The following is a 24,350-nucleotide window of genomic DNA, read 5'->3' as shown; positions in this document are numbered from 1 at the left end:
ATGCAGGACCTGTTCGACCTTTCGGGCCAGACCGCCATCGTGACCGGGGCCAACACGGGCATCGGCCAAGGAATTGCGGTGGCGCTCGCTCAAGCCGGCGCGGCTATCGCGGCGGTCGGCCGCTCGTCGATGGCGCAGACGCAGGCCATGGTGGAGGCGGCGGGCGCGCCGTTTCTGGAGATCACCGCCGATCTCGGCTCCACGGAGCCGGTGGCCCGCATTGTCGCCGAGACGCTCGCCTGGCGCGGGCGCATCGACGTGCTGGTCAACAACGCCGGCATCATCCGGCGCGCGGACTCGCTCGACTTCACCGAGCAGGACTGGGACGACGTCATGAACGTCAACCTGAAGTCTGGCTTCTTTTTGTCCCAGGCGGTCGCCCGGCACATGCTGGGCCGCGCGGGCGGAGGGCGGATCATCAACATCGCATCGCTGTTGTCCTTCCAGGGCGGCATCCGCATCCCGTCCTATACGGCGTCCAAGAGCGGGCTGGCGGGCCTCACGCGCCTGCTGGCCTGCGAGTGGGCCGGCAAGGGCGTCAACGTGAACGCGATCGCGCCGGGCTACTTTGTAACCAACAACACCGAAGCGCTGCGCGAGGATCCTGTTCGCAGCGAGCAGATCCTCGCCCGCATCCCGGCCGGGCGCTGGGGCGAGCCTTCCGACATCGGCGGGGCCGCGGTATTCCTGGCGTCCAGGGCTGCGGCTTACGTCCATGGCGTCGTGCTGCCGGTGGACGGCGGCTGGCTGGCCCGCTAGGCGGCTCCGTGAAGGGCTGGGCGCGCTGGTCAAGAGCGCGCCCGTTCGGCAGGTGCAGGTCTGCGCGGAGTGCGCGACCGCACGCCGTCACGCGGGCTGAAGGCGCATTGTATCGCCTCAAGGAGCCGCCATGCCCATGCTTCCGAAATGCTTCGCAGATCATCCCGCCGCTGTCGGCGAAACCTATGGCCAGCATATGCGGACGGCGCTGAGCTTCGCGCGTCCGCTCGCGATCGCGGCGGGAGCAGCCTTCGTGCACGCCTTTCTGCCCTGGCTGTTTGTCACGACGGCCAGCCGAACCGTGAAGAGCCTGCACGAGCGCATGACCCGCCGCTGCGTGGCTTGCCCGGCAGGACGCCTGCACCATCCCGAACTGTTTGAGCGTTCTGCGATGCTCGGCTGGGACCCCGCGATCTAGCGGTCGCGCCCGTTCATTCGGCTGTTCCGCATGGGCGATCCGCCCAAGTGGACAGCCGAACCGCAAAGGCGGATGCTTGCCAAAGGCCGGGGTTGCGCCATCGCGCAGCGCCCGGCCGAGCCGCCCGGGAGGGCTTCATGTCCAGCCAGATCCGCTTTGACGATGGCGCCGCCTATGAGCGCATGATGGGGACCTGGAGCCGCATCGTCGGCGAGCAGTTCATCGATTGGGTTAAGCCGCAGCCCGGGCTGCGGTGGGCAGACGTCGGCTGCGGCAACGGCGCGTCTACGGAACTCCTGATGCGGCGCTGCGCGCCCGCGCAGGTGCATGGCGTCGATCCGTCGCCCGAGCAGCTCGCTTATGCGCGGGACCGCCCGGGCGCGGCCGGGGCCACATTCCATTCCGGCGACGCGATGGCGCTCCCCTTTCCAGACGACGCGTTCGACGCCGCAGTGGCGGCGCTGGTGCTGTTCTTTATTCCTGATCCAGCGAAAGGCTTGGCCGAGATGGTGCGCGTCACCAAGCCGGGCGGGCTCGTTTGCGCCTATTTGTGGGACATTCCGGGGGGAGGGCTGCCGCACGCCGCTATCGGGCAGGAGTTGCGCGCCAGCGGCATCGCCCCGCCGCTGCCGCCAAGCGCGCCCATCTCGGCGATGGAGCCGCTGCGCCAGCTGTTCGCCGACGCCGGGCTGAGCGGGATCGAAACCACGGAGATCACCGCGCAGCGTCGCTTCGACAGTTTCGACGACTGGTTCGCGACGAGCCTGCTCGGCTCCAGCCTGACCATCGTGGCCGAACAGGTCGGCCCCGAAGTCATGAGCGCCGTGAAGGAGCGCGTCCGCGCGCATTTCCCGGGCGAGCCGGCCGGGCCTGTGATGCGCACGGCCCGGGCCAACGCGATCAAGGCGTCCAAGCCCGCGTGACGCAAACCCGGGGCGTCGCTAGCTGCGCAGCCCCGGCGCTTCCTGGCCGGTGCGGGCGACGTATTCGGTGTAGCCGCCGCCATACTGGTGGATGCCTTCCGGCGTCAGCTCCAGCACGCGGTTGGAGAGCGCCGCCAGGAAATGGCGGTCATGCGACACGAACAGCATGGTGCCTTCGTACTCGGAGAGAGCCGTGATCAGCATCTCCTTGGTGGCGATGTCGAGATGGTTGGTGGGCTCGTCCAGAACCAGGAAGTTCGGCGGGTCGTAAAGCATCTTGGCCATCACGAGCCGAGCCTTCTCGCCGCCCGAAAGCACGCGACAGCGCTTCTCGACATCGTCGCCCGAGAAGCCGAAACAGCCCGCGAGCGCGCGAAGAGAGCCCTGGCCCGCCTGCGGGAAGGCGTCTTCCAGCGTCTGGAACACGGTGCGTTCGCCGTCCAGCACCTCCATGGCGTGCTGGGCGAAGTAGCCGAGCTTCACCGCGCCGCCGATCGTCACCGCGCCGTCGTCCGGCTCGGTGCTGCCGGTGATGAGCTTCAGCAGCGTCGACTTGCCGGCGCCGTTCACGCCCATCACGCACCACCGCTCGCGCCGGCGGATCTGGAAATCGAGGCTGTCATAGATGCTGCGGTCGCCGTAGCGCTTGGCGACCTTCTTGAGGCTGACCACGTCCTCGCCCGAGCGGGGCGCGGGCGGGAAGTCGAACGAGATGGTCTGGCGCCGGCGCGGCGGCTCGACGCGCTCGATCTTGTCCAGCTTCTTGACGCGGCTCTGCACCTGCGCGGCGTGCGAGGCGCGGGCCTTGAAGCGCTCGATGAACTTGATCTCCTTGGCCAGCATCGCCTGCTGGCGCTCGAACTGCGCCTGCTGCTGCTTTTCATTCAGCGCGCGCTGCTGCTCGTAGAACGCGTAGTCGCCCGAAAAGCTGGTGAGCGAGCCGCCGTCGATCTCAACGATCTTGTTGACGATCCGGTTCATGAACTCGCGATCGTGCGAGGTCATCAGCAGCGCGCCGTCGAAGCCCTTCAGGAAGGTTTCGAGCCAGATCAGGCTTTCGAGGTCGAGATGGTTGCTCGGCTCGTCGAGCAGCATCACATCGGGGCGCATCAGCAGGATCCGGGCGAGCGCAACGCGCATCTTCCAGCCGCCCGACAGGGCGCCGACGTCGCCGTCCATCATCTGCTCGGTGAAGCTGAGGCCCGCCAGCACCTCGCGGGCGCGGCCGTCCAGCGCGTAGCCGTCGAGCTCCTCGAAGCGGGCCTGCGCGTCGCCATAGCGGGCGATGATGTCGTCGAGCTGGTCGGCCTGGTCGGGGTCGCCCATGGCGACCTCCAGCGCGCGCAGCTCGGCCGCGACCTCGCTCACCGGGCCGGCGCCGTCCATCACCTCGGCGACCGCGCTGCGGCCCGCCATCTCGCCGACGTCCTGGCTGAAGTAGCCGATGGTGACGCCCTTATCCACCGCCACCTGGCCCTCGTCCGGGCGCTCCTGGCCGTTGATCATGCGAAACAGAGTGGTCTTGCCCGCGCCGTTGGGACCGACGAGGCCGATCTTCTCGCCCTTCTGGAGCGCCGCCGAGGCCTCGATGAAGAGGATCTGGTGGCCGTTCTGCTTGCTGATGTTCTCGAGGCGGATCATGGGCGGGCGCGGGTTCCGATAAGGTCGCGCGTCCTATGCCACAGGAAAAGCGGCGGCGGCAGGGCCGCAGTGCAACATCGCTGCGTTTCGCGCGCTCAGAAGCCGTAAACGGCCGCCGGATTTCGCACCAGGATCAGTTCGCGCTGCTCGGGCGTCGCCCAATCGAGCAGCAGGTCGAGCATCGCGGCGTCGTCCGGCCCCTGCTGCACCGAGACGTGCGGCCAGTTGCTCGCCCAAAGCATGCGCTCGGGCGCGGCTCGGACGCAGGCTTTGGCGATGGCTGCGACGTCGTCGTATCCGGGCGCGCCGACGCGCGACACCTCGTAGGGTCCGCTGAGCTTCAACCAAGTGCGGCCCGCGTCCAGCAGCCGGAGCAAGGCCGCGACCCCAGGATGGTCGAGCCCGGGCGGCTCCAGGAACTTGCCGACATGGTCGATCACCAGCGGGCAGGGCAGCCCGCGCAGCATGGCCTCGCGGTCGGGCAGGAGGCGACCGTCCATTTGCAGCTGGATGTGCCAGCCATGGGAGGCGATCTTGGCCGCGACGGGCTCGAGGTCGTCCCACGGGACTACGCCGCCGGGCAGCATCTGGAACCGCGCGCCGCGGATGCCCGCCTGGGTGAGCCGGCGCAGCTCGGCCTCTTCGATATCGGCCCCGATTACCGCGACTCCTCGCGTCCGCTCCAGGCCGAGCGCCGCGATGGCGTCCACCGTGCAGCTGTTGTCGAAGCCGTAGGCGGTGGGCTGCACCACGACGCTGCGTTCGAGGCCGAGGCGCTGCTGGAGGGCTTTGTAGGCCGCCGCGTTCGCCCATGCCGGGCCGGGCGACACGGCCGTGGGCGCCGTCGGATAAGCGGCGTCGTAGATATGGAGGTGGCAGTCGCAGGCCCCGGCGGGCGCCAGGAGCTTCGGAGCATGGGTCATCGGGCGTCCAGTTCAGGCGGGCTTGCGGGTCCAGGCGTCGGCGTTGACGGCGCCCTCCGGGATGGCCCCGGCCAGAATGGCCTCCACCTGCCGGACCGTGTCGAAGGCCTGCGACTCGATGGCTTGCGGGACGAGGCCGCCTGTGTGGGGCGTCGCGATCACGTTGGGCAGGCGCGCGAGCTCGGGCGAGGGCATCTGGTCCGGCGCACGGCCCACGTCCATGGCCGCGCCCGCGATGACGCCCGTCCGCAACGCGTGCGCGAGCGCGGCTTCGTCGACGAGATTGCCGCGCGACAGGTTGATGAAGAACGCGTCCCGACGCATGGCCGCGAAGGCGGCGGCGTCGAAGAGGTTCTCGGTCTCGGGCGTCGCGACCGCGAGGCAGATCACGAAGTCGGAGCGGCTGAGCTGCTCCTCGCGGCTCACCTGCGCAAAGCGGGCGTCGTCGACGGCCGCGTAGGGGTCGTGCACCAGCACGGTCATGCCGATGGTGGCCAGGATGGGGGCGAGGTGGCGCGAGATCGCGCCATAGCCGACAATGCCGGCCGTCGCGCCGCTGAGTTGCCGTCCCATGCGGATCTCGGGCGTGCGTCCGGCGTGGAAGTCCGCCGTCGTCCGCGACACCCCGCGGGCGCAATCCACCAAGTAGCCCAGCGCCATTTCGGACACGGCCGCCATGAAGCCGGGCTTGGCGCGCGTGACCAGCACGCCGGCGGCGGTGGCGGCCGCCACGTCGATGTTGCGGATGTCCACCGCGACTCGGAGCATGGCGCGGAGCCGGGGCAGGGCGGCGAAGATTTCGCCGCGGCCCTCGGTCATGCGGTCGGCGACGATGAGGTCAACATCCCGGGCGGCGCGGATCAACCCGTCCGAATCCAGCGGCTCGTCCCCCTCGTGCAGCGTCACGTCGGCCTGGGCGCGCAGCGCCGCCAGGGCGCGGTCGCCATAATACTGCGCGCGGGCCTGCGGCGTGTGCGTGAGCAGGATGCGCATGTCAGTACCCGAACGCGTGGGGGAGCCACAGGCTGATCCCCGGGATGAAGGCGATCAGCAGCAGGCAGACGAACAGCAACGCCAGATAGCCCATGATCGGCTTGATGGTCTGCTCGATGGGCACGTTGCCGATGAGGCACGCGCCATAGAGCCCCAGCCCGAGCGGCGGCGCGAAGAGACCGATGCCCATCGCGATCACCAGCACAACGCCGAAATGCAGCGGCGCGATGCCGAGTTGCGTGGCGACCGGCATCAGCAGGGGCCCGAAGATGATCAGCGCGGCCGCGCCTTCCAGCACCGACCCCATGACGATCAGGATGCCGATGGAGAGCAGCATGAACAGCCACACGCCGGTGGAGTGCGACAGCGTCACCATGGCCTCGGCCACCATGTGGGGCACCTGCTGCAGCGTCAGCACGAAGGCGAGCGACTGGGCGGCGGCCACTATGAACAGCACGAGGCCTGAGCGGTTCGCCGCATAGACGAAGCAGCGCGCCGCCTGCGCGAAGGAGAGTTCGCGGAACACCGCCGCCCCCACCACGATTGCGTAGAGCGCTGCGAAGGCCGAGATCTCGGTGGCGGTGGCGAAGCCTGTCTTGAAGCCTACGAAGATCATCGCGATCAGCCCGAAAGACACGATCGCGCCGAGCCACATGCGCCGGGCGTCGCCCTTGGGCAGGATCTCGGCCGCGTCCGCCGCCTTGGTCCCGAACAGGATCGAGACCGCGATCAGCGCCGCCGCCATGAGGCCCGCAGGCAGGAGGCCGGCCATGAACAGCCCGCCGATGGAGAGGTTGGCCACGAAGCCCAGAATGATGAGATTTATGCAGGGCGGGATGGTCTCCGCCATCACGGCCGAGGCGGCCAGCAGCGCCACGGCCTGTCCGGGGTTCTGGCGCGACTTGCGGGCGGCCGGGATCAACACCGAGCCGACGGCTGCGACATCCGCCATCTTGGAGCCCGAGATGCCGGAAAACAGCACCATCGAGGCGACCATCACGACATTGAGGCCGCCGCGCATGCGCCCGACGAGACGCTGCAGCAGCTCGATGAGGCGCACGGACATGCCGTTCGCCTCCATGAGGTAGCCGACCAGGATGAAGAACGGGATGGCCAGCAGCACGAAGTTGTCGATGCCGCGCGCCATCTGCTGGGCGAAGATGACGCCCGGCAGCGCGCCTTCCACCCAGATGTAGATCAGCGCCGCGAGCGCCAGCGCGAAGCCGATCGGCAGGCCGCCCATGAGGGTGAGCACGAAGCCGAGCAGCATGAAGGTGCGCGGCTCCGGGACGGTGGCGGGCGACAGCGCATCCCACGCAAGATACGCGCAGGCGGTCGCCAGGATCACGATCAGCCCGGCCGCGATGTGCTTGGCCGGTCGCCGCAGCGCGATCTCGGCGGCGAATACGGCCATGCAGGCCGCGCCGGCGCCCATGGGATAGAAGGTCCATTCCAGCGGCAGGCCCGAGCCGGTGGTCTGGCCCGTGGTGAGCCAGCCGAGCCGCAGGGCGTTCCAGGCCGCATAGGCGGCGATGATCGTGACCAGGATGGCGCCGGCCGAGTCCGCCACGCGCCGCGCCGCCTCGGGGAGCTTGTCCACAAAGAACGCGACGCCCGGGTTCTCGCCGCGCGCCACGGCGCTCGCGGCGCCGAAGAAGCTGGATCCCACCATGAGCCCGCGGGCCACGTCGTCGGCCCATTCCACCGGCGCGTTGAACAACGACCGGGCCAGAACGGAGCCGATGACGACGATGAGGTCGGCGGCCAGCAGGGCCGCCGCGAGCGCGTCGGTGGCCATCAGCAGGCTGCGCGCGCCGGGCCGCGCAACGCGGCCCGCGATGGCGGCTTCCATGGTGGGTCCTTAGCTCTGGGTGGACTTGATCGCGTCCACGATGGGCTTGGCCTCGGGCCGCGCCTTGACGAAGTTCTCGGTCTGCGGCGCCACGCGCTTGCGGAAGGCTTCGCGGTCGCAGTCGATCACCGTCACGCCCTTGTCGGCCAGCACCTTGAGGGCTTCCTTCTCGACCGCGAGGCCGTGCGTGCGGGTGTCGGCGGCGGCCTTTTGAGCCGCGTCCAGGAAGCCGTCGCGAAGCTTGGGCTCCATGCGGCCGTAGGTGGCCTCGCTGAAATAGACCGCCAGCGGCGAGAAGTTGTGCTGGGTCAGGCTGTAGAACTTGGCGGTCTCGAAGAACTTGCTCGCCACGATGGTCGGCGGATCATGCTCCAGGCCGTCCAGGACGCCGGCCTGCAGGCCGGTGTAGATCTCGCCGAAGGCGAGCGGCGTGGCGGCCGCGCCCATCAGGCGCAGGCACTCGGTGATCACCGGGTTCGGCAAGGTGCGGATCTTCAGGCCGGCAAGGTCCTCGGGCGTCTTCACGGCCTTCTTGGCCAGGACGCTGCGCGCGCCGAAATTATAGGCCCACGCGATGACGCGCAGGTTGGCGCCCTTCAGCAGCGCCGCCTCGATCGGCTTGGCCGCGCCGGCGTCGAACGCCTTGGTCTGCTGCTCGAAGCTGGAGAAGAGGTAGCCGAGGTCGAAGGTGCCGACGAGCGGGACGAGGTTGGCAGAGATCGAGGATCCCGACACCATCATGTCGATGACGCCGAGCTTCACCGAGTTGATGACGTCGATTTCCTGGCCGAGCTGGTTGTCCGGAAAGAACGCGATCTCGAGCTGCTCGCCGAGGCCGTTGCCCTTCACGTGCTTGATGAGGTTCTCGTAGAACACGCGGCCGTTGGCGTATTTCGGGTCGTTGGCCTGCGAGGACGAGAGCTTCATCTTCATCGTGGCCGCCGACGCGCGGCCGATCAGGGCGGGGGCGAAGACGAGGCTGGCGGCGACGGGCGCCGAGGCGCGCAGCAGCGAGCGGCGCGTGAGATGTCCGGTCATGATATTTCCTCCGGAGGCGGGTCTCGCGCCCGCTCTCGACGATGAGTCCGTTTCGACTTCATCTGCGCTTAATGTAAGACTAGATTTCAGAGCGCCGCAACCCTGGTTGTGGCGACCACACACGCAATGCGGGACCATGTTCAAGACCTCAACGGGCCTCGTCCGAAACGTCCATTCCCAGATCGCCGACCGCATCGGCATGAGCATCATCCGGGGCGAGATCGCGCCCGGCGAGGTGCTGCCGTCCGAGATGCGCATCTGTGAAATGCTGGAGGTGAGCCGGCCGGTGGTGCGCGAGGCGATCCGCGTGCTGGCCGGCAAGGGGCTGATCGAATCGCGCGCCAAGAGCGGGACGCGGGTGCGCCCGCCGGAAGCGTGGAGCCATCTCGACCCCGACGTGCTGCGCTGGCGGCTCGCGTCCACGGACGTCGACACCTACCTGCAAAAACTGTTCGCGCTGCGTTATGCGGTCGAGCCGGCCGCCGCCGCCATCGCAGCCGAGGCGGCCACGGCGGAGGATTGCGCCGCCATCGGCGCCGCGCTGGCCGGCATGGACAACGCCGCCGACAACGCCGCCTTCGTGGAGGCCGACATCGCGTTCCACAAGGCGATCTATCTCGCCACCCGCAACGAGCTGTTCTGGCCCATCGCGCAGATGCTCGAGATTTCGTCTCGCCAGAGCTTCACGATCGCGGCGGAGGGCGACCACCGCAAGCGCGCGCTGGCGGAACACCGGGCCGTGTTCACGGCCATCGAGGCGCGGCAGCCCGAGGCGGCGCGGGCCGCGGCCTTGGTGCTGCTCGACAGCTCCGCCGGCGATCTGGAAAAGCTGCGCGCGCCCGCGCCGGCGCGGACAACTGCGCGAACGCCGGCCTAGCAACGTCAGCCCAAAGCCTTCAACCGGAAGGGCGCCACCTCAGGTTGCGGCTTGACGTCCGGCCCGCGGTTTCGTTAATTGGTCTGACCACGGTAAAAACACATGGCTGCTGATCTCGAAATCACGCGGCTCGGGGAGGCCAACGGCAAGGGGTTCGAAAAGGTGTTCGCGTTTCTGCGCGAGCGCCTGCTGGACGGGTCACTCCGTCCGGGCGACCGCCTGATCCCCGAGCGCGAACTCGCTGCTCAATTGGACGTGAGCCGTCCGATTCTGCGCGAAGCGCTGCGCGCCCTGACGGTGCTGGGCGTGGTGGAGATCCGCGACCGGGTCGGCACGGTCGTGCGCCGGCCGGACCTGTCGGTGCTGAACGACTTCTTCACCTTTGCGTTCGCGCAGCGCGCCGAGCTCATCGACGACGTCATGCAGGCGCGCATCGCGATCGAGTGCCAGGCCGTGCGCCTGGCGACACAGCGCGCCACCGTGCTGGATCTGGAGCGGCTGCGCACCGCGCTCGGCCGCATCATCGAGACAATCGACGATCCCGACCTGGGCGGCCTGGCCGATTACGAGTTCCACCGGACGCTGGTGGACGCCGGGAAGTCCGAGACGCTGGTTGTTCTGCACAACTCGCTATCCGGGATCCTGATGATCTCGCACCGCAAGCGCCGCGACCTTTTGCGCAGCTTCGCCTCCATGAAGACCTACCTGATCGAGGATCACGGGCGAATCTTCGACGCCGTCGCGGCGCGCGACGCAGACGCGGCCGAGCGGGTGCTGCGCGAGCATTTCGCGATCGGCGACGACTATCGCCGCCGCGCCGCGCTGGGCGAGCGCGACGACGCGGCCGGACAACCCATGAGAGAGCGGAAAGCCTGATGAGCGACGGTGTGCAGAACGGCTGCGTGGCCTTTATCGGCCTCGGCACGATGGGCCGCGAGATGGCGATCAACCTCCTCGCCGGCGGCTTCTCGGTGCGCGGCTACGACGTCGACGCGGCTGCGGTCGCGAGCCTCGCGGAGCGGGGCGTCGTCGCGTGCGCCAGCCCGGCCGAGGCGGCCCGCGACGCCGACATCGCGATCACGATGTTGCCGGACACGCCGCACGTGGAGGCGGTGGTGTATGGCGAGAACGGGCTCCTCGGCTCGCCGCCGGATGGCCGCCTCGTGGTCGACATGAGCACCATCTCGCCGGTCGCGGTGCGGCGCATGCACGCCGATCTCGCAAAGAACGGCGTCGCGCTGATCGACGCGCCTGTGTCGGGCGGTCCCGTGGGGGCCAAGAACGCGGCTTTGTCCATCATGGCGGGCGGCGACGCGGAGGCTTTCGCGCGGGCCGAGCCGTTCTTTCGCGCGATGGGGACCACCATCACGCATGTGGGCGCTTCCGGAGCCGGGCAAGCCGTGAAGCTCTGCAACCAGCTCGTCTGCGCGATTAACCTGCAGGCCATCTGCGAGGCGCTGGCGCTTGGGCGCGCATCGGGCGTCGACCTCGACCAGTTGCGCACCGTTTTGCTCGGCGGTTCGGCGTCGTCCTGGATGCTGGATCGGCTGGGCCCAGCCATGATCGCGGGCGACGCCTCGGCGGGCTTCCGCATCGACCTGATGCTCAAGGACCTGCGCCTCGTGCAGGAGCAGGCGCAGGCCCTCGCCGTGCCGCTGCCAGGGACCGCTCTGGTGACGAGCCAGTATGTGGAGGCGAAGGCGCATGGCGAAGGCGCGAACGGCAACCAGGCGCTGTTTCGGGTCTATGACCGGATGAGCAACCGGACGCCTGGCGCATGAAGATCAATCTCGACTTCGGCGCGATTCTGGAACGTTGGCCGAGCTTCGTCTCGGGCGCGATCATGACGCTGGAGCTGGCCGTGATCGCAACCGTGCTGGGCACTGCGATCGGGGTGCTCGGCGCCATCGCGCGGCGCAGCGGCCACCCGGTGGCGACCCGAGTGGCGGCGTTCTATGTCGAGAGCATCCGCAACACGCCGCTGCTGGTGCAGATCTTTCTCGTTTATTTCGGGCTGGCGAGCCTTGGAGTGAAGTTCCCGGCCTTCACGGTGGCGGCGGCGGCGCTGACCATCAATGTCGGCGCCTACACGACGGAGATCATCCGCGCCGGCTTCGACGCCATCCCGAAGGCGCAGATCGAGGCGGCCGAAGGGCTGGCCCTCTCCAAGCCGCAAATCTACTGGCACGTCGTCATGCTGCCCGCGATCGAGAAGGTCTACCCAGCGCTGACGAGCCAGTTCGTGCTGCTCATGCTGGCCTCCTCGGTCACGTCGCAGATCTCGGCCGAGGAGCTGACGGCCGTCGCCAACTACATCCAGTCCGACACCTACCGGGCCTTCGAAACCTACATCCTTGTCGCGATCGCGTATGTGGCGCTGTCGCTGGTGATGCGGGCCGGCTTCTATGGGCTGGGCCTCGTGATGTTCCCGCGGCGCCGCCGCCTCGGCACACCGTTGTGAGGGGAGCGGCATGGGCGGTTCCCTGAACGTCAATCACCTGGCCTTCCTGGCCAACGGAGCGCTGTGGACGATTGGCCTCTCGCTGATCGCGCTGGTCGGCGGCGGGCTCGCAGGTTTCGTGGTCGCGCTGGCGCGCATCTCGCCCTTGCGGGCGGTGCGCATCCTGGCGGCCGGCTATGTGCAGCTGATCCAGGGCACGCCGCTGCTGGTCATTATGTTCCTGACCTATTTCGGCCTGCCGCCGCTGGGGATCACGGTGTCGCCGCTGACGGCGGCCTCCGTGTCGCTCACCGTCTATGTCGGGGCCTATCTGGGCGAGATCTGGCGTGGCTGCATCGAATCCGTGCCGAAGCAGCAGTGGGAGGCGGCCGAGGGCCTGGCCCTGTCGCGCACGCAGCGCATGATGCGGGTGATCCTGCCCCAGGCGGTGCGCATCGCGACGCCGCCCACCGTCGGGTTCATGGTGCAGATCATCAAGAACACGTCGCTGGCGTCGGTGGTCGGATTCGTCGAGCTCGCGAGGGCAGGGCAGATCATCAACAACGCCCTGTTCGAGCCCTTCCTGATCTACCTCATCATCGCGGTGGTCTACTTCGCGCTCTGCTATCCCGTGTCGCGGCTCAGCCGACGGCTCGAGGCCAGCCAGGGCCGGCCCCGCCTTTCCGTCGAGACCGCCTGATGTCAGACATCGCAAACGTCGCAACGGGCGCCACCGTGGTCGCGCTCACGAACGTGCACAAGAGCTTCGGGCCGTTGAAGGTGCTCGACGGCGTCACCTTCGACGTCGCCCGGGGCGACGTGCTGTGCATCATCGGCCGAAGCGGGTCGGGCAAGAGCACGGCGCTGCGCTGCATCGACCGGTTCGAGACGATCGACAGCGGCGAGATCGTGGTGTGCGGCCGCAAGGTCCACGACCCGGCCCTGGACCTCCGCGCGCTGCGGCAGGACGTCGGGATCGTGTTCCAGAGCTACAATTTGTTCCCGCACCTCACCATCGAGGAAAACATCACGCTGGCGCCGACCTGCGTGAAGGGAACCTCGAAGGCCGAGGCGCGCGAGCAGGCCCGCGCCGCGCTCGCGCAGGTGGGGCTCTCGGACAAAATCCAGCACTACCCCGAGCAGTTGTCCGGCGGCCAGCAACAGCGCGCCGCCATCGCGCGGTCGCTCGCCATGCGCCCGAAGGTGATGCTGTTCGACGAGGTGACGTCCGCGCTCGACCCGGAACTCACCGGCGAAGTGCTGAAGGTGATCGAAGGCCTCGCGGCCGACGGCATGACGATGGTGATGGTGACCCACGAGATGGGCTTCGCCCGCAGCATCGCCGACCGGGTCGTCTTCATGCATCGCGGCAAGGTCCACGAACACGGGACCGCCGCGGTGCTGACGACCCCCACGACTCCGGAGCTGGCCCAGTTCCTCGGAACGGGCCTGTGACGGCCTGACAAGAACCACGAGAGGGAGAGAAACAATGCTCAAGACAACCCTGATGGCCGCCGTTGCGGCCGCCTGCATGACTGTGATCGCCTCGGGCGCGGCCCGGGCCGACCTGCTCGACGACGTCATGAAGGCCAAGAAGATCCGCATTGCGACCGACATGGCGATCCCGCCGTCCGGCATGATGGACTCCGCCATGAAGCCGACCGGCTCCGACGTGGAGACCGCGCAGTTGCTGGCCAAGGACTGGGGCCTCGAGATCGAGTGGATCCAGACCACCGGCGCCACCCGCATCCCGAATGTGCAGACCAACAAGGCCGACATCATCGTCTCGACCCTGTCGGTCACGCCCGAGCGCGCCAAGGTCATCGACTTCACCAAGCCATACGCGGCGCTCCAATCGGTGGTGGGCTGCCTGAAGACCGCCACCGTGAAGGACTGGGCGGACCTGAAGGACAAGACCATCGCGGTGTCGCGCGGCACCACGCAGGACACCGAACTCAGCAACATGAAGGACCGCAACCTGAAGCTCGCGCGCTTCGACGACGACGCCACCATGGTGACGGCCGCCGTGTCGGGCCAGGCCGACTGCGTCGCGTCATCGGCCACGATCGTGAACCAGATCGGCGTCAAGAACCCCGGCCGGGTGTTCGAGCCCAAGGTGCCGATCCGCAATTTTGACCTCGCGATCGGGGTGCGCCAGGGCGAGCCCAAGATGATCGAGAAGCTGAACGAGTGGATCGCCGCGAACCTGAAGAACGGCAAGCTCAACGAGATCTACAAGAAATTCCACGGCAGCGAGCTGCCGCCCGAGATGCGCGGCTGACGCGACAAGCGGGCCGGCGCGCAGCGGTGCGCCGGCCCATTCCCCCAATTGTAAGGCAGGACACCACTATGCGAGTCGTCATCGGTTCGGATCACGCGGGCTGGATCCTCAAGCAGACCGTCATGGAGCAGGTTCGCGCGCTCGGCCACGAGGTCACGGACGTGGGTTCGCACGACGACAAGCCGGTGGACTTCCCGGTGATCGCGCGCGAACTCACCGGCAAGCTCAAGGCGGGCGAAGCCGAGCGCGGCATCATGGTGTGCGGCACAGGCGTCGGCGCGTCCATCGCGGCCAACAAGGTGAAGGGCATCCGGGCGGCGGTCTGCCATGACGTCCACTCGGCCCACCAGTCCGTGGAGCATGACGACGTCAACGTGATGTGCATCGGCGCGCAGATCATCGGGCCGTGGCTCGCGAAGGATCTCGTCGCCTCCTACCTGCAGGCCGAGTTCTCCACGGACGAGGATTGCCGGCGGCGGGTCGAGATGCTGCACGCCATGGACGCCGAGGGCTGACGGGCGGCGGCGGCCGCGCGCCGCCTCCTCGGCATCGCTCTCCTGGCCGCTCAGGCGAGGACGTTGCTGAGCGTCCCGATCCCGTCGATCGAGACTTCGACGCGGTTCACTGGCCCTTTCATCGCGCCGACCCCCAGCGACGTGCCCATGCAGATCAGGTCGCCCGGCAGCAGCGTCATGTCGCGCGACAGCAGGCTGACGAGGCGGGCCGGCTGGAACACGGCGTCGGCGAGCGGGTAGTTCTGCCGCTCCTCGCCGTCCAGCCTTGTCCGGATAACGACCTGGTCGAGGTCGAGATCCGTCGCGATCGCGGGTCCGAACGGGCAGAACCCGTCAAAGCTCTTGGCCCGCGCCCATTGCGGAAAGCTTGGGTCCTTGTTCAGCAAGTCCGCGGCCGTGATGTCGTTCACGCAGGTGTAGCCCAGGATGGCGCGGCCGGCCTCGTCCTCGTCGGCGTCCTTGCACGCCCGGCCGATCACGATGCCGAGTTCGCCCTCGAACACGATGCGGCCCTCGTAGAAGCGCGGCCGCCGGATCTCGGCGCCCGGGCGCGCCACGGTGGTGGGAGCCTTCAGCAGATAGAGCGGCTCTTGCGGCGCGGGCTGCCCGAGCTTTGCCGCGAGGGCGCGATAGTTGTTCCACAGCGCAATGATCTTGGTCGGCTGCGACGGGGCCAGCACGTCGACGCGGGCCAGCGGCATCGGCGCCCCGACGGGCTCTGCGGCGGTGAAAGGGTCGCCCCGGTGGGGCTGGACGACGTCGCCCTCCAGCGTTCCGTAGGCTGTGCGCCCCTCATGGGCGTAGCGGATCCAGTGGGTCATGGCCCCGTCCTCAATGCCTGACGGCCGTCTGAGCGCGCTGCCGGACGAGCGCGAGAACGACGTCGAGGGTGGGTGTCGGCACGCCGACCAGACGTCCCATTTCCTGCACCACGGACACGAGCGGATCGATCTCCATGGGCCGCCCGCGCTCGAGGTCCTGAAGCATCGAGGTCTTGTGCGCCCCGACCGCGCCGGCCCCGTTGATGCGGCGCTCAACGTCGACGCGGAAGTTCACGCCGACGGCGTCGCCGATCGCTTTCGCCTCCAGCATCATCGCCTTTGCGACCGCCCGCGTGCCGGGGTCGTCGCAGATCACGTCCAGGGTGGCGTGCGTGAGGGCGCTGATGGGGTTGAAGCACAGGTTGCCCCAGAGCTTGAGCCAGATCTCGTCCCGGATATTGTCCAGCACCGGCGCTCGCAGGCCGGCGTAGCCCATCATGGCCGAGAACCTCTCCACGCGTTCGGTGTGCTCGCCGGTGGGTTCGCCGATGGGGAATTTGTCGCCATAGACGTGCTGGATGACGCCCGGCTCCACCACCTCGGTCGCCGGATAAACCACGCAGCCGATGGCGCGCTCGGGCCCAAGCTTGCGCCACTGGGCTCCGCCCGGGTCGACGCTCTCGAGGGTCGTGCCTTCCAGCGCGCCGCCGTGGCGGTGAAAGTACCAGTACGGAATGCCGTTCACCGCGGTGACGATGCCGGTCTCGTTGCCGAGAAGCGGCTGCATGGCGTCCACCACGCCCGGCACCGAATGGGCCTTGAGGGCCAGGATCACGTAGTCCTGCGGGCCGAGCTCGGCAGGATCGTCCGTACAGAACGGATGGGCGACGATCTCGTCGTTCTCGCGGATGACCCGCACGCCCTTTCGCCGCATGGCGTCGAGATGCGCGCCGCGGGCGACGAAACTCACCTCCGCGCCGGCCTGCGAGAGCAGCGCACCCATGTAGCCGCCGATCGCGCCGGCGCCGTAGACAGTGATTTTCATGGCGTTTTTCCTCCGTGCGGACATGGTCAGGACGCCCCTTGGGACGCAGGCGCAAGGTCGAGGACCTCCTCGAACTCGGTGACCTGGTTGATCTCCGGCCCCATTGCGATGTTGGTGACGCGCTCGGTGATCACCTCGACCACCACCGGCACGCGTTGCGTGCGCGCTTCCTCGCGGGCCCATTGGAGCGTCTGGCCGAGGTCGGCAGGGTCGAAAACGCGCGCCGCGATGCAGCCGAAAGCCTCGACGGCTTTCACGTGGTCGACGCCATAGTCGCCGATCTCGGGCGCGTTGATGTTCTCGAAGGCGAGCTGGACCTCGTAGTCCATCTTGTATCCGCGCTCGGCCTGGCGGATGAGGCCCAGATAGGCGTTGTTCAGCACCACCATCACGAACGGGATGCGGTATTGCGCGGCGACGGCCAGCTCCTCGATCAGGAACTGGAAAGAGTAGTCGCCGACGATCCCGACGACCTCCTTGTCCGGGTTGGCGAGCTTGGCGCCCGTGCAGGCCGAGATCTCCCAGCCGAGCGGGCCGGCCTGTCCGCAGATGATGTAGTCGCGCGGATTGAAGATGCGCTGAAACTGCCCGGACGCGATCTGGTAGAGGCCGATCGCGGTGACGAACTGGGTGTTTCTGTCGAAAGCCTGATTGATCTCATGGAACACCCGCTGCGGCTTGATCGGCTTGTCGGGGAAGTCCGTGCGCCGCAGCATGGTCTGCTTGCGGGCGCGGCACTCCGCCGGCCATGACCGCTGCGGCCTCTTCCGGCTGCGGGCCTCGGCGACGAGCGCCACGAGCGCAAGCCGCGCGTCGGCGACGATGCCGAGGTCGGGGCAGAAGACGCGGCCGATCTGGGTCGGCTCGATGTCGATGTGGATGAACTGGCGCCCCTGGCAGTAGACATCCGCGCCGCCCGTGTGGCGGTTGGCCCAGCGGTTGCCCACGCCCAGCACCACGTCGCTTTGCAGGAAGGTGGCGTTGCCGTAGCGGTGCTGCGTCTGCAGGCCCACCATGCCGGCGTTGAGCGGGTGGTCGTCCGGGATGGAGCCCCAGCCCATCAGGGTCGGCACGACGGGCGTGTCGGTGAGCTCGGCGAGTTCCACCAGGAGGTCGGACGCGTCCGCGTTGATGACCCCGCCACCCGCGATGATCAGCGGCCGCTCGGCGCCCAGCAGCATGTCGACCGCCCGGGCGATCGCCTTCGGGTTCGGGGCGGGACGGGTGACCGGCAGCGGCGCGTCATAGGCCGGATCGTACTCGATGATCTCCTTCTGCACGTCGATGGGCAGGTCGATGTGAACCGGGCCGGGGCGGCCCGACCGCATGATCCGGAACGCTTCACGGAACGCCCAGGGGACCTGCGCGCCTTCCATCACGGTGACGGACCATTTGGTGACAGGCCGCGTGATCGCGGCGATGTCGACGGCCTGGAAATCCTCCTTGTGGAGCTTGGCTCGGGGCGCCTGGCCGGTGATGCACAGGATCGGGACCGAGTCCGCGATGGCCGAGTAGAGTCCCGTGACCATGTTGGTGCCCGCGGGGCCTGACGTGCCGACGCAGACGCCGATCTTGCCCGAGCGGGCGCGGGTGTAGCCCTCGGCGGCGTGTGTGCCGCCTTCCTCGTGGCGCACCAAGATGTGGCGGACAGAGCTGTCCTTCATGGCCTCGTAGAAGGGCAGGATCGCGGCTCCCGGAACCCCGAAAACGGTGTCCACGCCTTCGCTTTCAAGCACCCGCATCGCGGCCTGCATTGCGGTCATACGCGCCATTGTGGCCTCCCTGTCACCGGATTGCTTTCGGCCGAAAATCATTCTCACGATGCGAGAAGACTGGCATGCCAGATTTCGGGGCGCAATTGGAAATCGTTCTTGCGCTGCGGAAAATCGTTACAGCGCCAATCCGGCATGCTAGGGAGGTCGGAAAGGAGCCTGCATGGTCGACCTCACCACGCCCAACGCCACCCCGCCGCGCAAACGCGGGCGGCCGCCCAGTGTCCAGGCGGAAGCGGGCGGCGAGATCCAGTCGCTCGATCGCGCGATCGGCATCCTGGAGGTGCTGTCCTCCGTGGATGGCCTTTCGCTCAGCGACGTGGCGCGCTTTGCCGAGCTGCCGACCTCGACCGCCCACCGCATGCTGATGACGCTGCAACGGCGCGAGCTCGTGGCGCACGACGCCGAGACAGGGCTCTGGACTGTCGGCGTCGGCCTCTTCCGGGTTGGTTCGGCCTATCTGCGGATCCGCAAATTGCCCGACATCGGCCGGCCGGTGATCCGCGAACTGCAGGGCAGGGTGAAGGAAACCGTGAATCTCTCGATGCTGGACGGCGACGAGCTGGTCTGCGTGGCGCAGGCCGAGAGCCACGCGCCCGTGAGGGCCTTCTTTCGCCTCGGCCGACGGCTGCCGATCCATGCGTCGGCGGCTGGCAAGGCGATCCTCGCGGCGCTGGACGAGGCGCAACGCGTGCGTCGGCTCGACGGCCTGACGCTCGAAGGCTTTACGTTCAACACGATCATCGATCGCGCGGCTCTCGAGGCGGAGGTGACGCGGACCCGCGAGCGCGGCTACGGGATCGATGACGAGGAGCACACGGTGGGGATGCGCTGCGTGTCCGCAGCCATTCGCGACGAGAACGACGAGCCCGTCGGCGCCGTCTCGATCTCGGCGCCATCCGTGCGAATGCCGCTGGAGATCCTGCCGGAACTGGGCGAGCACGCGGTCGAAACCGCGCGGCTGCTCACTCGTCGCTACTCCGGCCGGGGCCGGGCGCCGGCCGCCCTGCCACGCCTCCAGAAATAGGAGAAGCCGGCCACGAGGGCCGGCTTTCCGGAAAGGGCGGCGCAGGCCTGGAGGCCGCGCCGTTGGGCCTGGATCAGGCGGCCGCCTTCTTGGCGGTCGGCACGGTCGAGATCGTCTTCAGCACCTGCGAGGCGATCTGGTAGGGGTCGCCCATGGAGTTCGGGCGGCGATCCTCGAGATAGCCCTTGTAGCCGTTGTTGACGAAGCTGTGAGGCACGCGGATCGAGCAACCGCGATCGGCCACGCCGTAGCTGAAGGTGTGGATCGAAGCCGTCTCGTGCTTGCCCGTAAGGCGCATGTGGTTGTCTGGGCCGTAGACCGCGATGTGGTCGGCGCGGGCGTCCGCGAAAGCCGCCATGAGCTGCTCGAAGTACTCCTTGCCGCCCACTTCACGCATGAAGGAGGTGGAGAAGTTGCAGTGCATGCCCGAGCCGTTCCAGTCGGTGTCGCCGAGCGGCTTGCAGTGGTACTCGATGTCGATGCCGTAGGACTCGGTCAGACGCTCGAGGAAGTAGCGGGCGAGCCACATCTCGTCGGCGGCGCGCTTGGAGCCCTTGCCGAAGATCTGGAATTCCCACTGGCCCTTGGCCACTTCGGCGTTGATGCCCTCATGGTTGAGGCCGGCCGCGAGGCAGATGTCGAGATGCTCCTCGACGATCTTGCGGGCCACGTCGCCGACGTTCTTGTAACCGACGCCCGTGTAGTAGGGGCCCTGCGGAGCCGGGTAGCCGGAGGCCGGGAAGCCGAGCGGGCGCCCGTCCTTGTAGAAGAAGTATTCCTGCTCGAAGCCGAACCAGGCGCCCTCGTCGTCCAGGATGGTGGCTCGCTTATTGGACGGATGCGGGGTGAGGTCCGGCATCAGAACTTCGCAGAGCACCACGGCGCCGTTGGTGCGCGTGATGTCGGGTACGACGCGGACGGGCTTCAGCACGCAGTCGGAGCTGTGGCCCTCGGCCTGCTGGGTCGAGCTGCCGTCGAAGCCCCACAGCGGAAGCTGCTCGAGCGTCGGGAAGCTGTCGAATTCCTTGATCTGCGTCTTGCCGCGGAGGTTCGGCGTCGGCGTGTAGCCGTCGAGCCAGACGTATTCCAGCTTGTACTTCGTCATGATGTTTCCCACTCAAACGAGTTTCGCGAACAAGGTGACAAGCCAAGTCCGCGGGTAGACCGCGTGGTAGCCGGTGGCTGTTTCCTAAAAAGCATTAAGCGTGCCAGCCCCGGCTTGGCGCGGCCGCCATCCCCGTCCGAAGCTGATCGAAGCAACCACATGGCAGCCCTGGCGTTGAGGCTCGGGCCTCTGCCGATCTGAAGTTGTGCGTGGCGCCTATTAATTAACGAGCTTGAGCCCTAGTATTGGGCAATCGATGGAACGCTGGGCAATGCGGCCCGTTAGTCCCGACGCAGTGAACGCAGGGGGATGCACATGAGCGCCAATCGTACGCGCCAGACGGCGACGATCCTTCCTTTTACGGGCCGTGCTCGGCTCGGTCGCCTGGACGGGCGAAAGCACGCCGAACGCGCGCCCGCGTCACCGGCGGCGCCTGCCATGACGTTTGGCGCCGGCTGGTACCATGACGCGGCCATTCGGGAAGCGGACCCCGACCGCAAGGGCTGAGCAGAATCCTTGCGTGCCTTCTTGTTAGGCAGTTTGCGCAGCTTTTGTGCGCCGACTAGCCAAAAATCGACCAGCCCATCCGCTTGGACAACTGCTCCAGCGCGATGCGCCCCAGATGCGAGTTGCCGGAGGCGTCGAGCCCGGGCGACCACACCGCGATGGAGGCGACGCCGGGGACGATCGCCAGGATGCCGCCGCCGACGCCGCTTTTGCCCGGCAGGCCTACCCGGTAGGCGAACTCTCCCGATCCATCATAGTGCCCGCAGGTCAGCATCAGGGCGTTAATGCGTCTCGCGCGCTCCTGGCTGACGACTGACAAGCCGGTGGACGGATTGCGCCCGCCATGGGCGAGGAAGCGGCCCGCCATCGCGAGTTGCCTGCACGACATCGCGATCGCGCAGTGGTGGAAGTAAACTCCGAGCGTGTAGTCGACGGGGTTTTCCAGCACGCCGAACGATTTCATGTAATTGGCGAGCGCGACATTGCGAAAGCCGGTGCGCTGCTCCGATGCGGCAACGGCTTTGTCGATCGTGATCCCGTCGTCGTCCGAGATGAAGCGGATGAAGCGCAGGATCTCGCCCAGCGCCTCCTTGGGTTGGTGACCCGACAGGATCACGTCCGTCACCGCGATCGCGCCGGCGTTGATGAACGGGTTTCGCGGGACGCCGCGTTCGTATTCAAGCTGCACCACGGAGTTGAACGGACTGCCGGACGGCTCGCGTCCGACCCGACGCCAGAGTCGGTCGCCCGCCATGCCAAGCGCCAACGTCAGCGTGAAGACCTTGGACACGCTCTGGATCGAGAACGGCGCATCGCTGTCGCCCGCGCTCGCAACTGCGCCATCCGCGCCCACGACGCAGATGCCGAAGCCGGCAGGGTCCACCCGGGCGAGTTCCGGGATGTAGGTCGCGACCTCGCCGCGATCGGGGCGCGCTTTCATCTGCGCCGCAATGTCGGCGACGACATCATGAAGAACGGCGGCGGTGCTGGTCATGAAAACCTCGACAGGGTCCATCGGCGGGGATGCAGGCCGCGGGCCATCCGGCTGAGAGCACAAAGCCGTGGTTGGCGGCAATGCCCTCAGCGGACGCGGCACGGCTTTCGCGCACGTGACATCAAGATCGTGGCTTTCGTAATTGGCGACGTAAGTCCGTCATCTCGCTTTCGACAACAATCAAGAAATAATCAGAACGTTCGTATCCGCGCATTGACGATACGCAGCTAGTTGCTATTGCCAGATGTGAGCGCGAATATTGTTCTGGCTTAAGCGGAACGAACGGCTAAAGCTCGGCATTTATAACTCGGCGGGATACGTTCTTCCCTGAAATCTGAATCAACAATAATCCAGGACGTGGAGGTCGCCAATGACAGCGGGATCGAGCGCGGTCGTGCGGGCTGAAGAAATCGCCGATGCAACGCGTTCAGCCGGAGAGGGCGACGAATCGCAGGTGCTGCGGGAGTTGCTGGAAGCCCTGCAATCCATGCGCACGGGCGACTTCTCGGTTCGCCTGCCTGCCAATCGCACCGGGCTGACCGGCAAGATCGCGGACACGTTCAACGAAATCGTTTCGGCGAACGAACGCATGGCGTCGCAGCTCGAAAAGGTCGGGCAGAGCGTCGGCCGCGAGGGCCGCATCCGGACGCGCGTCAAGTTCGGGCTGTCGACCGGCTCCTGGGTCGACATGGAGACCTCGGTCAACACGCTGATCGACGACCTGCTGTGGCCGACCACCGAGGTGACCCGCACGATCACGGCGGTGGCGAAAGGCGACCTGCTGCAGCCCATGCCGCTCGACGTGGACGGCCGGCCGCTGAAGGGCGAGTTCCTGCGATCGGCCAACATCGTCAACGCCATGATCAAGCAGCTCAGCGTGTTCACCTCCGAGGTGACGCGCGTGGCGCGTGAAGTGGGCACCGACGGCAAGCTCGGCGGGCAGGCGCAGGTGAAAGAGGTGACGGGCGTCTGGCGCGACCTCACCGAATCCGTGAACTCCATGGCGTCGAACCTCACCGCGCAGGTGCGCAACATCGCCGAGGTGACGATCGCGGTCGCGAATGGCGACTTGTCCAAGAAGATCACCGTGGACGTGCGCGGCGAGATCCTGCTGCTGAAGGACGCCATCAACACGATGGTGGATCAGCTGCGCTCCTTCGCGTCCGAGGTCACGCGCGTCGCCAAGGAGGTCGGCACCGAAGGCAAGCTCGGCGGCCAGGCGATCGTGCCCGGCGTGGCCGGGACCTGGAAGGATCTCACCGACAACGTCAACCTGTTGGCCGCCAACCTGACCACCCAGGTCCGCAACATCGCCGAGGTCACCACCGCGGTGGCGCGCGGCGACCTGTCGCGCAAGATCACCGTGCCGGTCTCGGGCGAAATCCTGGAGCTCAAGAACACCATCAACACCATGGTGGACCAGCTCAACGCCTTCGCGGGCGAAGTCACCCGCGTGGCGCGCGAGGTGGGCACCGAAGGGCGCCTCGGCGGGCAGGCGCAGGTGCCGGGCGTCGCCGGCACCTGGAAGGACCTCACCGACTCGGTGAACTCCATGGCGGGCAACCTCACCGCGCAGGTCCGCAACATCGCGGAGGTGTCGACCGCCATCGCCAATGGCGACCTCAGCCGCAAGATCACCGTGGACGTGCGCGGCGAGATCCTTCAGCTGAAGGAAACGCTGAACACCATGGTGGACCAGCTCAACCGCTTCGCCTCGGAGGTGACGCGCGTCGCCCGTGAGGTGGGCACGGAAGGCAAGCTCGGCGGGCAGGCGCAGGTCCCGGGAGTCGCCGGAACCTGGAAGGACCTCACCGAGAACGTCAACTCGATGGCGTCCAACCTCACCGGACAGGTGCGCAACATCGCGGAGGTGACGACAGCCGTCGCGCGCGGCGACCTCAGCCGCAAGATCACCGTGGACGTGAAGGGCGAGATCCTGGAGCTGAAGAACACCATCAACACGATGGTGGACCAGCTCAACGCCTTTGCGGGCGAGGTGACGCGCGTGGCGCGCGAGGTGGGCACCGAGGGCAAGCTCGGCGGCCAGGCGCAGGTGCCCGGCGTCGCCGGCACCTGGAAGGATCTCACCGACTCGGTGAACTCCATGGCGGGCAACCTCACCGGCCAGGTGCGCAACATCGCCGAGGTTGCGACCGCAATCGCGAATGGCGACCTGTCGCGCAAGATCACCGTGGACGTGCGCGGCGAGATCATGCAGCTCAAGGAAACCATCAACACGATGGTGGACCAGCTGCGCTCCTTCGCGGGCGAGGTGACGCGCGTGGCGCGCGAGGTCGGCACCGAGGGGCGGCTCGGCGGTCAGGCCGTGGTGCCGGGCGTCGCCGGCACGTGGAAGGACCTCACCGACAACGTCAACCTGCTGGCCGCGAATCTCACCACCCAGGTGCGCAACATCGCGGAGGTGACGACAGCCGTCGCGCGCGGTGATCTCTCCCGCAAGATCACCGTGGACGTGAAA

Annotated in this window: 24 protein-coding genes; 14 read left to right on the top strand and 10 right to left on the bottom strand. The window is 67.6% G+C overall.

The features are described 5' to 3' along the window. The 3 genes from kduD (at position 1) to IEV99_RS14045 (ending at position 2,100) form a co-directional block, all read left to right on the top strand. Positions 1–759, top strand: a complete 759-nt coding sequence (gene kduD, locus IEV99_RS14055) for a 2-dehydro-3-deoxy-D-gluconate 5-dehydrogenase KduD (protein ID WP_188518394.1) — start codon at positions 1–3, stop codon at positions 757–759. 130 nt (positions 760–889) lie between these two features. Further along, a complete protein-coding gene (locus IEV99_RS14050; RefSeq protein ID WP_188518393.1) occupies positions 890–1,177 on the top strand; it encodes a DUF6356 family protein in 288 nt (95 codons plus the stop codon). A 137-nt stretch (positions 1,178–1,314) separates the two neighbouring features. After that, positions 1,315–2,100 carry a class I SAM-dependent methyltransferase gene (locus IEV99_RS14045; protein WP_188518392.1) on the top strand — a complete coding sequence of 262 codons (786 nt, stop codon included), beginning with the start codon at positions 1,315–1,317 and terminating at the stop codon, positions 2,098–2,100. Between the two features lie 18 nt (positions 2,101–2,118). On the opposite strand, the gene IEV99_RS14040 is transcribed toward IEV99_RS14045, so the two are convergent. From IEV99_RS14040 to IEV99_RS14020, 5 genes are all read right to left on the bottom strand, one after another. After that, positions 2,119–3,741 carry an ABC-F family ATP-binding cassette domain-containing protein gene (locus tag IEV99_RS14040; protein WP_188518391.1) on the bottom strand — a complete coding sequence of 541 codons (1,623 nt, stop codon included), beginning with the start codon at positions 3,739–3,741 and terminating at the stop codon, positions 2,119–2,121. 95 nt (positions 3,742–3,836) lie between these two features. Then, positions 3,837–4,664 (bottom strand): amidohydrolase family protein, encoded by an 828-nt coding sequence (locus IEV99_RS14035; RefSeq protein ID WP_188518390.1) that lies wholly within the window; start codon positions 4,662–4,664, stop codon positions 3,837–3,839. A gap of 12 nt (positions 4,665–4,676) precedes the next feature. After that, positions 4,677–5,657, bottom strand: coding sequence for an NAD(P)-dependent oxidoreductase (locus IEV99_RS14030; protein ID WP_188518389.1), 981 nt, complete (start codon positions 5,655–5,657; stop codon positions 4,677–4,679). Between the two features lies 1 nt (position 5,658). Continuing rightward, complete coding sequence (locus tag IEV99_RS14025; protein WP_188518388.1) at positions 5,659–7,509, bottom strand: TRAP transporter large permease; 1,851 nt, start codon at positions 7,507–7,509, stop codon at positions 5,659–5,661. Between the two features lie 9 nt (positions 7,510–7,518). Next, positions 7,519–8,547, bottom strand: a complete 1,029-nt coding sequence (locus IEV99_RS14020) for a TRAP transporter substrate-binding protein (protein WP_188518387.1) — start codon at positions 8,545–8,547, stop codon at positions 7,519–7,521. A 136-nt stretch (positions 8,548–8,683) separates the two neighbouring features. Here IEV99_RS14020 and IEV99_RS14015 point away from each other — a divergent pair, with 136 nt between their 5' ends. The 8 genes from IEV99_RS14015 to rpiB all read left to right on the top strand — a co-directional run bounded on the left by IEV99_RS14015 (position 8,684) and on the right by rpiB (position 14,660). After that, complete coding sequence (locus IEV99_RS14015) at positions 8,684–9,424, top strand: FadR/GntR family transcriptional regulator (protein ID WP_244643866.1); 741 nt, start codon at positions 8,684–8,686, stop codon at positions 9,422–9,424. 102 nt (positions 9,425–9,526) lie between these two features. Next, the gene (locus IEV99_RS14010) at positions 9,527–10,300 is read left to right on the top strand and encodes a FadR/GntR family transcriptional regulator (RefSeq protein ID WP_188518385.1); all 774 of its coding nucleotides are present in this window, start codon (positions 9,527–9,529) and stop codon (positions 10,298–10,300) included. Further along, positions 10,300–11,205: an NAD(P)-dependent oxidoreductase gene (locus IEV99_RS14005; protein ID WP_244643865.1), complete on the top strand. Its 906-nt coding sequence runs from the start codon at positions 10,300–10,302 to the stop codon at positions 11,203–11,205. Before IEV99_RS14010 ends, IEV99_RS14005 begins: the two co-directional genes overlap by 1 nt. Then, complete coding sequence (locus tag IEV99_RS14000; protein ID WP_188518384.1) at positions 11,202–11,885, top strand: amino acid ABC transporter permease; 684 nt, start codon at positions 11,202–11,204, stop codon at positions 11,883–11,885. Before IEV99_RS14005 ends, IEV99_RS14000 begins: the two co-directional genes overlap by 4 nt. A gap of 10 nt (positions 11,886–11,895) precedes the next feature. Then, complete coding sequence (locus tag IEV99_RS13995) at positions 11,896–12,564, top strand: amino acid ABC transporter permease (protein ID WP_188518383.1); 669 nt, start codon at positions 11,896–11,898, stop codon at positions 12,562–12,564. Then, positions 12,564–13,319, top strand: a complete 756-nt coding sequence (locus IEV99_RS13990) for an amino acid ABC transporter ATP-binding protein (protein ID WP_188518382.1) — start codon at positions 12,564–12,566, stop codon at positions 13,317–13,319. Before IEV99_RS13995 ends, IEV99_RS13990 begins: the two co-directional genes overlap by 1 nt. A gap of 34 nt (positions 13,320–13,353) precedes the next feature. After that, positions 13,354–14,145: a transporter substrate-binding domain-containing protein gene (locus IEV99_RS13985; protein ID WP_188518381.1), complete on the top strand. Its 792-nt coding sequence runs from the start codon at positions 13,354–13,356 to the stop codon at positions 14,143–14,145. 68 nt (positions 14,146–14,213) lie between these two features. Continuing rightward, entirely contained in the window at positions 14,214–14,660 is a 447-nt protein-coding gene (gene rpiB / locus IEV99_RS13980) for a ribose 5-phosphate isomerase B (RefSeq protein WP_188518380.1), read from the top strand. Positions 14,661–14,710: 50 nt separating this feature from the next. On the opposite strand, the gene IEV99_RS13975 is transcribed toward rpiB, so the two are convergent. Genes IEV99_RS13975 through gcl form a run of 3 tightly spaced genes read right to left on the bottom strand, consistent with a single transcriptional unit; the run spans position 14,711 to position 18,238 of the window. After that, on the bottom strand, positions 14,711–15,481 hold the full coding sequence (locus tag IEV99_RS13975) for a fumarylacetoacetate hydrolase family protein (protein WP_188518379.1): 771 nt from the start codon (positions 15,479–15,481) through the stop codon (positions 14,711–14,713). A gap of 10 nt (positions 15,482–15,491) precedes the next feature. Further along, positions 15,492–16,466, bottom strand: coding sequence for a 2-dehydropantoate 2-reductase (locus IEV99_RS13970; RefSeq protein ID WP_188518378.1), 975 nt, complete (start codon positions 16,464–16,466; stop codon positions 15,492–15,494). 26 nt (positions 16,467–16,492) lie between these two features. After that, positions 16,493–18,238 (bottom strand): glyoxylate carboligase, encoded by a 1,746-nt coding sequence (gene gcl / locus IEV99_RS13965; RefSeq protein WP_188518377.1) that lies wholly within the window; start codon positions 18,236–18,238, stop codon positions 16,493–16,495. A gap of 163 nt (positions 18,239–18,401) precedes the next feature. Here gcl and IEV99_RS13960 point away from each other — a divergent pair, with 163 nt between their 5' ends. Beyond that, positions 18,402–19,265, top strand: coding sequence for an IclR family transcriptional regulator (locus IEV99_RS13960; RefSeq protein WP_188518376.1), 864 nt, complete (start codon positions 18,402–18,404; stop codon positions 19,263–19,265). A gap of 73 nt (positions 19,266–19,338) precedes the next feature. Here IEV99_RS13960 and IEV99_RS13955 read toward each other — a convergent pair whose 3' ends face one another. Then, positions 19,339–20,370, bottom strand: a complete 1,032-nt coding sequence (locus tag IEV99_RS13955) for a glutamine synthetase beta-grasp domain-containing protein (protein ID WP_188518375.1) — start codon at positions 20,368–20,370, stop codon at positions 19,339–19,341. Positions 20,371–20,679: 309 nt separating this feature from the next. Here IEV99_RS13955 and IEV99_RS23975 point away from each other — a divergent pair, with 309 nt between their 5' ends. Further along, positions 20,680–20,877: a DUF2735 domain-containing protein gene (locus tag IEV99_RS23975; protein WP_371875792.1), complete on the top strand. Its 198-nt coding sequence runs from the start codon at positions 20,680–20,682 to the stop codon at positions 20,875–20,877. Positions 20,878–20,932: 55 nt separating this feature from the next. Here the strand turns inward: IEV99_RS23975 and IEV99_RS13945 are convergent, their stop codons facing one another. Further along, a complete protein-coding gene (locus IEV99_RS13945) occupies positions 20,933–21,871 on the bottom strand; it encodes a glutaminase (protein ID WP_188518373.1) in 939 nt (312 codons plus the stop codon). A 370-nt stretch (positions 21,872–22,241) separates the two neighbouring features. Between IEV99_RS13945 and IEV99_RS23765 the strand changes: the two genes are divergently transcribed. Beyond that, positions 22,242–24,350, top strand: a 2,109-nt coding sequence (locus tag IEV99_RS23765) for a HAMP domain-containing protein (RefSeq protein ID WP_244643864.1), incomplete at its 3' end; no start/stop codon positions are given.

The organism is Alsobacter metallidurans (assembly GCF_014636935.1).
GTDB classification, from domain to species: Bacteria; Pseudomonadota; Alphaproteobacteria; order Rhizobiales; family Beijerinckiaceae; genus Alsobacter; species Alsobacter metallidurans.
The sequence above is the reverse complement of the archived record's forward strand: the minus strand, read 5'-3'. Positions and strand labels throughout refer to the sequence as shown.

Bases quoted from the DNA above. Each gene is read 5' to 3' on its own strand.
- IEV99_RS23975 (WP_371875792.1), top strand. From the start codon at position 20,680: ATGCACATGAGCGCCAATCGTACGCGCCAGACGGCGACGATCCTTCCT.
- IEV99_RS14030 (WP_188518389.1), bottom strand. From the start codon at position 5,657: ATGCGCATCCTGCTCACGCACACGCCGCAGGCCCGCGCGCAGTATTAT.
- IEV99_RS14040 (WP_188518391.1), bottom strand. From the start codon at position 3,741: ATGATCCGCCTCGAGAACATCAGCAAGCAGAACGGCCACCAGATCCTC.
- IEV99_RS13955 (WP_188518375.1), bottom strand. From the start codon at position 20,370: ATGACGAAGTACAAGCTGGAATACGTCTGGCTCGACGGCTACACGCCG.
- IEV99_RS13960 (WP_188518376.1), top strand. From the start codon at position 18,402: ATGGTCGACCTCACCACGCCCAACGCCACCCCGCCGCGCAAACGCGGG.
- IEV99_RS13990 (WP_188518382.1), top strand. From the start codon at position 12,564: ATGTCAGACATCGCAAACGTCGCAACGGGCGCCACCGTGGTCGCGCTC.
- rpiB (WP_188518380.1), top strand. From the start codon at position 14,214: ATGCGAGTCGTCATCGGTTCGGATCACGCGGGCTGGATCCTCAAGCAG.
- IEV99_RS13945 (WP_188518373.1), bottom strand. From the start codon at position 21,871: ATGACCAGCACCGCCGCCGTTCTTCATGATGTCGTCGCCGACATTGCG.
- IEV99_RS14020 (WP_188518387.1), bottom strand. From the start codon at position 8,547: ATGACCGGACATCTCACGCGCCGCTCGCTGCTGCGCGCCTCGGCGCCC.
- IEV99_RS13975 (WP_188518379.1), bottom strand. From the start codon at position 15,481: ATGACCCACTGGATCCGCTACGCCCATGAGGGGCGCACAGCCTACGGA.
- IEV99_RS14035 (WP_188518390.1), bottom strand. From the start codon at position 4,664: ATGACCCATGCTCCGAAGCTCCTGGCGCCCGCCGGGGCCTGCGACTGC.
- IEV99_RS13995 (WP_188518383.1), top strand. From the start codon at position 11,896: ATGGGCGGTTCCCTGAACGTCAATCACCTGGCCTTCCTGGCCAACGGA.
- IEV99_RS14010 (WP_188518385.1), top strand. From the start codon at position 9,527: ATGGCTGCTGATCTCGAAATCACGCGGCTCGGGGAGGCCAACGGCAAG.
- IEV99_RS13970 (WP_188518378.1), bottom strand. From the start codon at position 16,466: ATGAAAATCACTGTCTACGGCGCCGGCGCGATCGGCGGCTACATGGGT.
- IEV99_RS14000 (WP_188518384.1), top strand. From the start codon at position 11,202: ATGAAGATCAATCTCGACTTCGGCGCGATTCTGGAACGTTGGCCGAGC.
- IEV99_RS14015 (WP_244643866.1), top strand. From the start codon at position 8,684: ATGTTCAAGACCTCAACGGGCCTCGTCCGAAACGTCCATTCCCAGATC.
- kduD (WP_188518394.1), top strand. From the start codon at position 1: ATGCAGGACCTGTTCGACCTTTCGGGCCAGACCGCCATCGTGACCGGG.
- IEV99_RS14045 (WP_188518392.1), top strand. From the start codon at position 1,315: ATGTCCAGCCAGATCCGCTTTGACGATGGCGCCGCCTATGAGCGCATG.
- IEV99_RS14025 (WP_188518388.1), bottom strand. From the start codon at position 7,509: ATGGAAGCCGCCATCGCGGGCCGCGTTGCGCGGCCCGGCGCGCGCAGC.
- IEV99_RS14005 (WP_244643865.1), top strand. From the start codon at position 10,300: ATGAGCGACGGTGTGCAGAACGGCTGCGTGGCCTTTATCGGCCTCGGC.
- IEV99_RS14050 (WP_188518393.1), top strand. From the start codon at position 890: ATGCCCATGCTTCCGAAATGCTTCGCAGATCATCCCGCCGCTGTCGGC.
- IEV99_RS13985 (WP_188518381.1), top strand. From the start codon at position 13,354: ATGCTCAAGACAACCCTGATGGCCGCCGTTGCGGCCGCCTGCATGACT.
- gcl (WP_188518377.1), bottom strand. From the start codon at position 18,238: ATGGCGCGTATGACCGCAATGCAGGCCGCGATGCGGGTGCTTGAAAGC.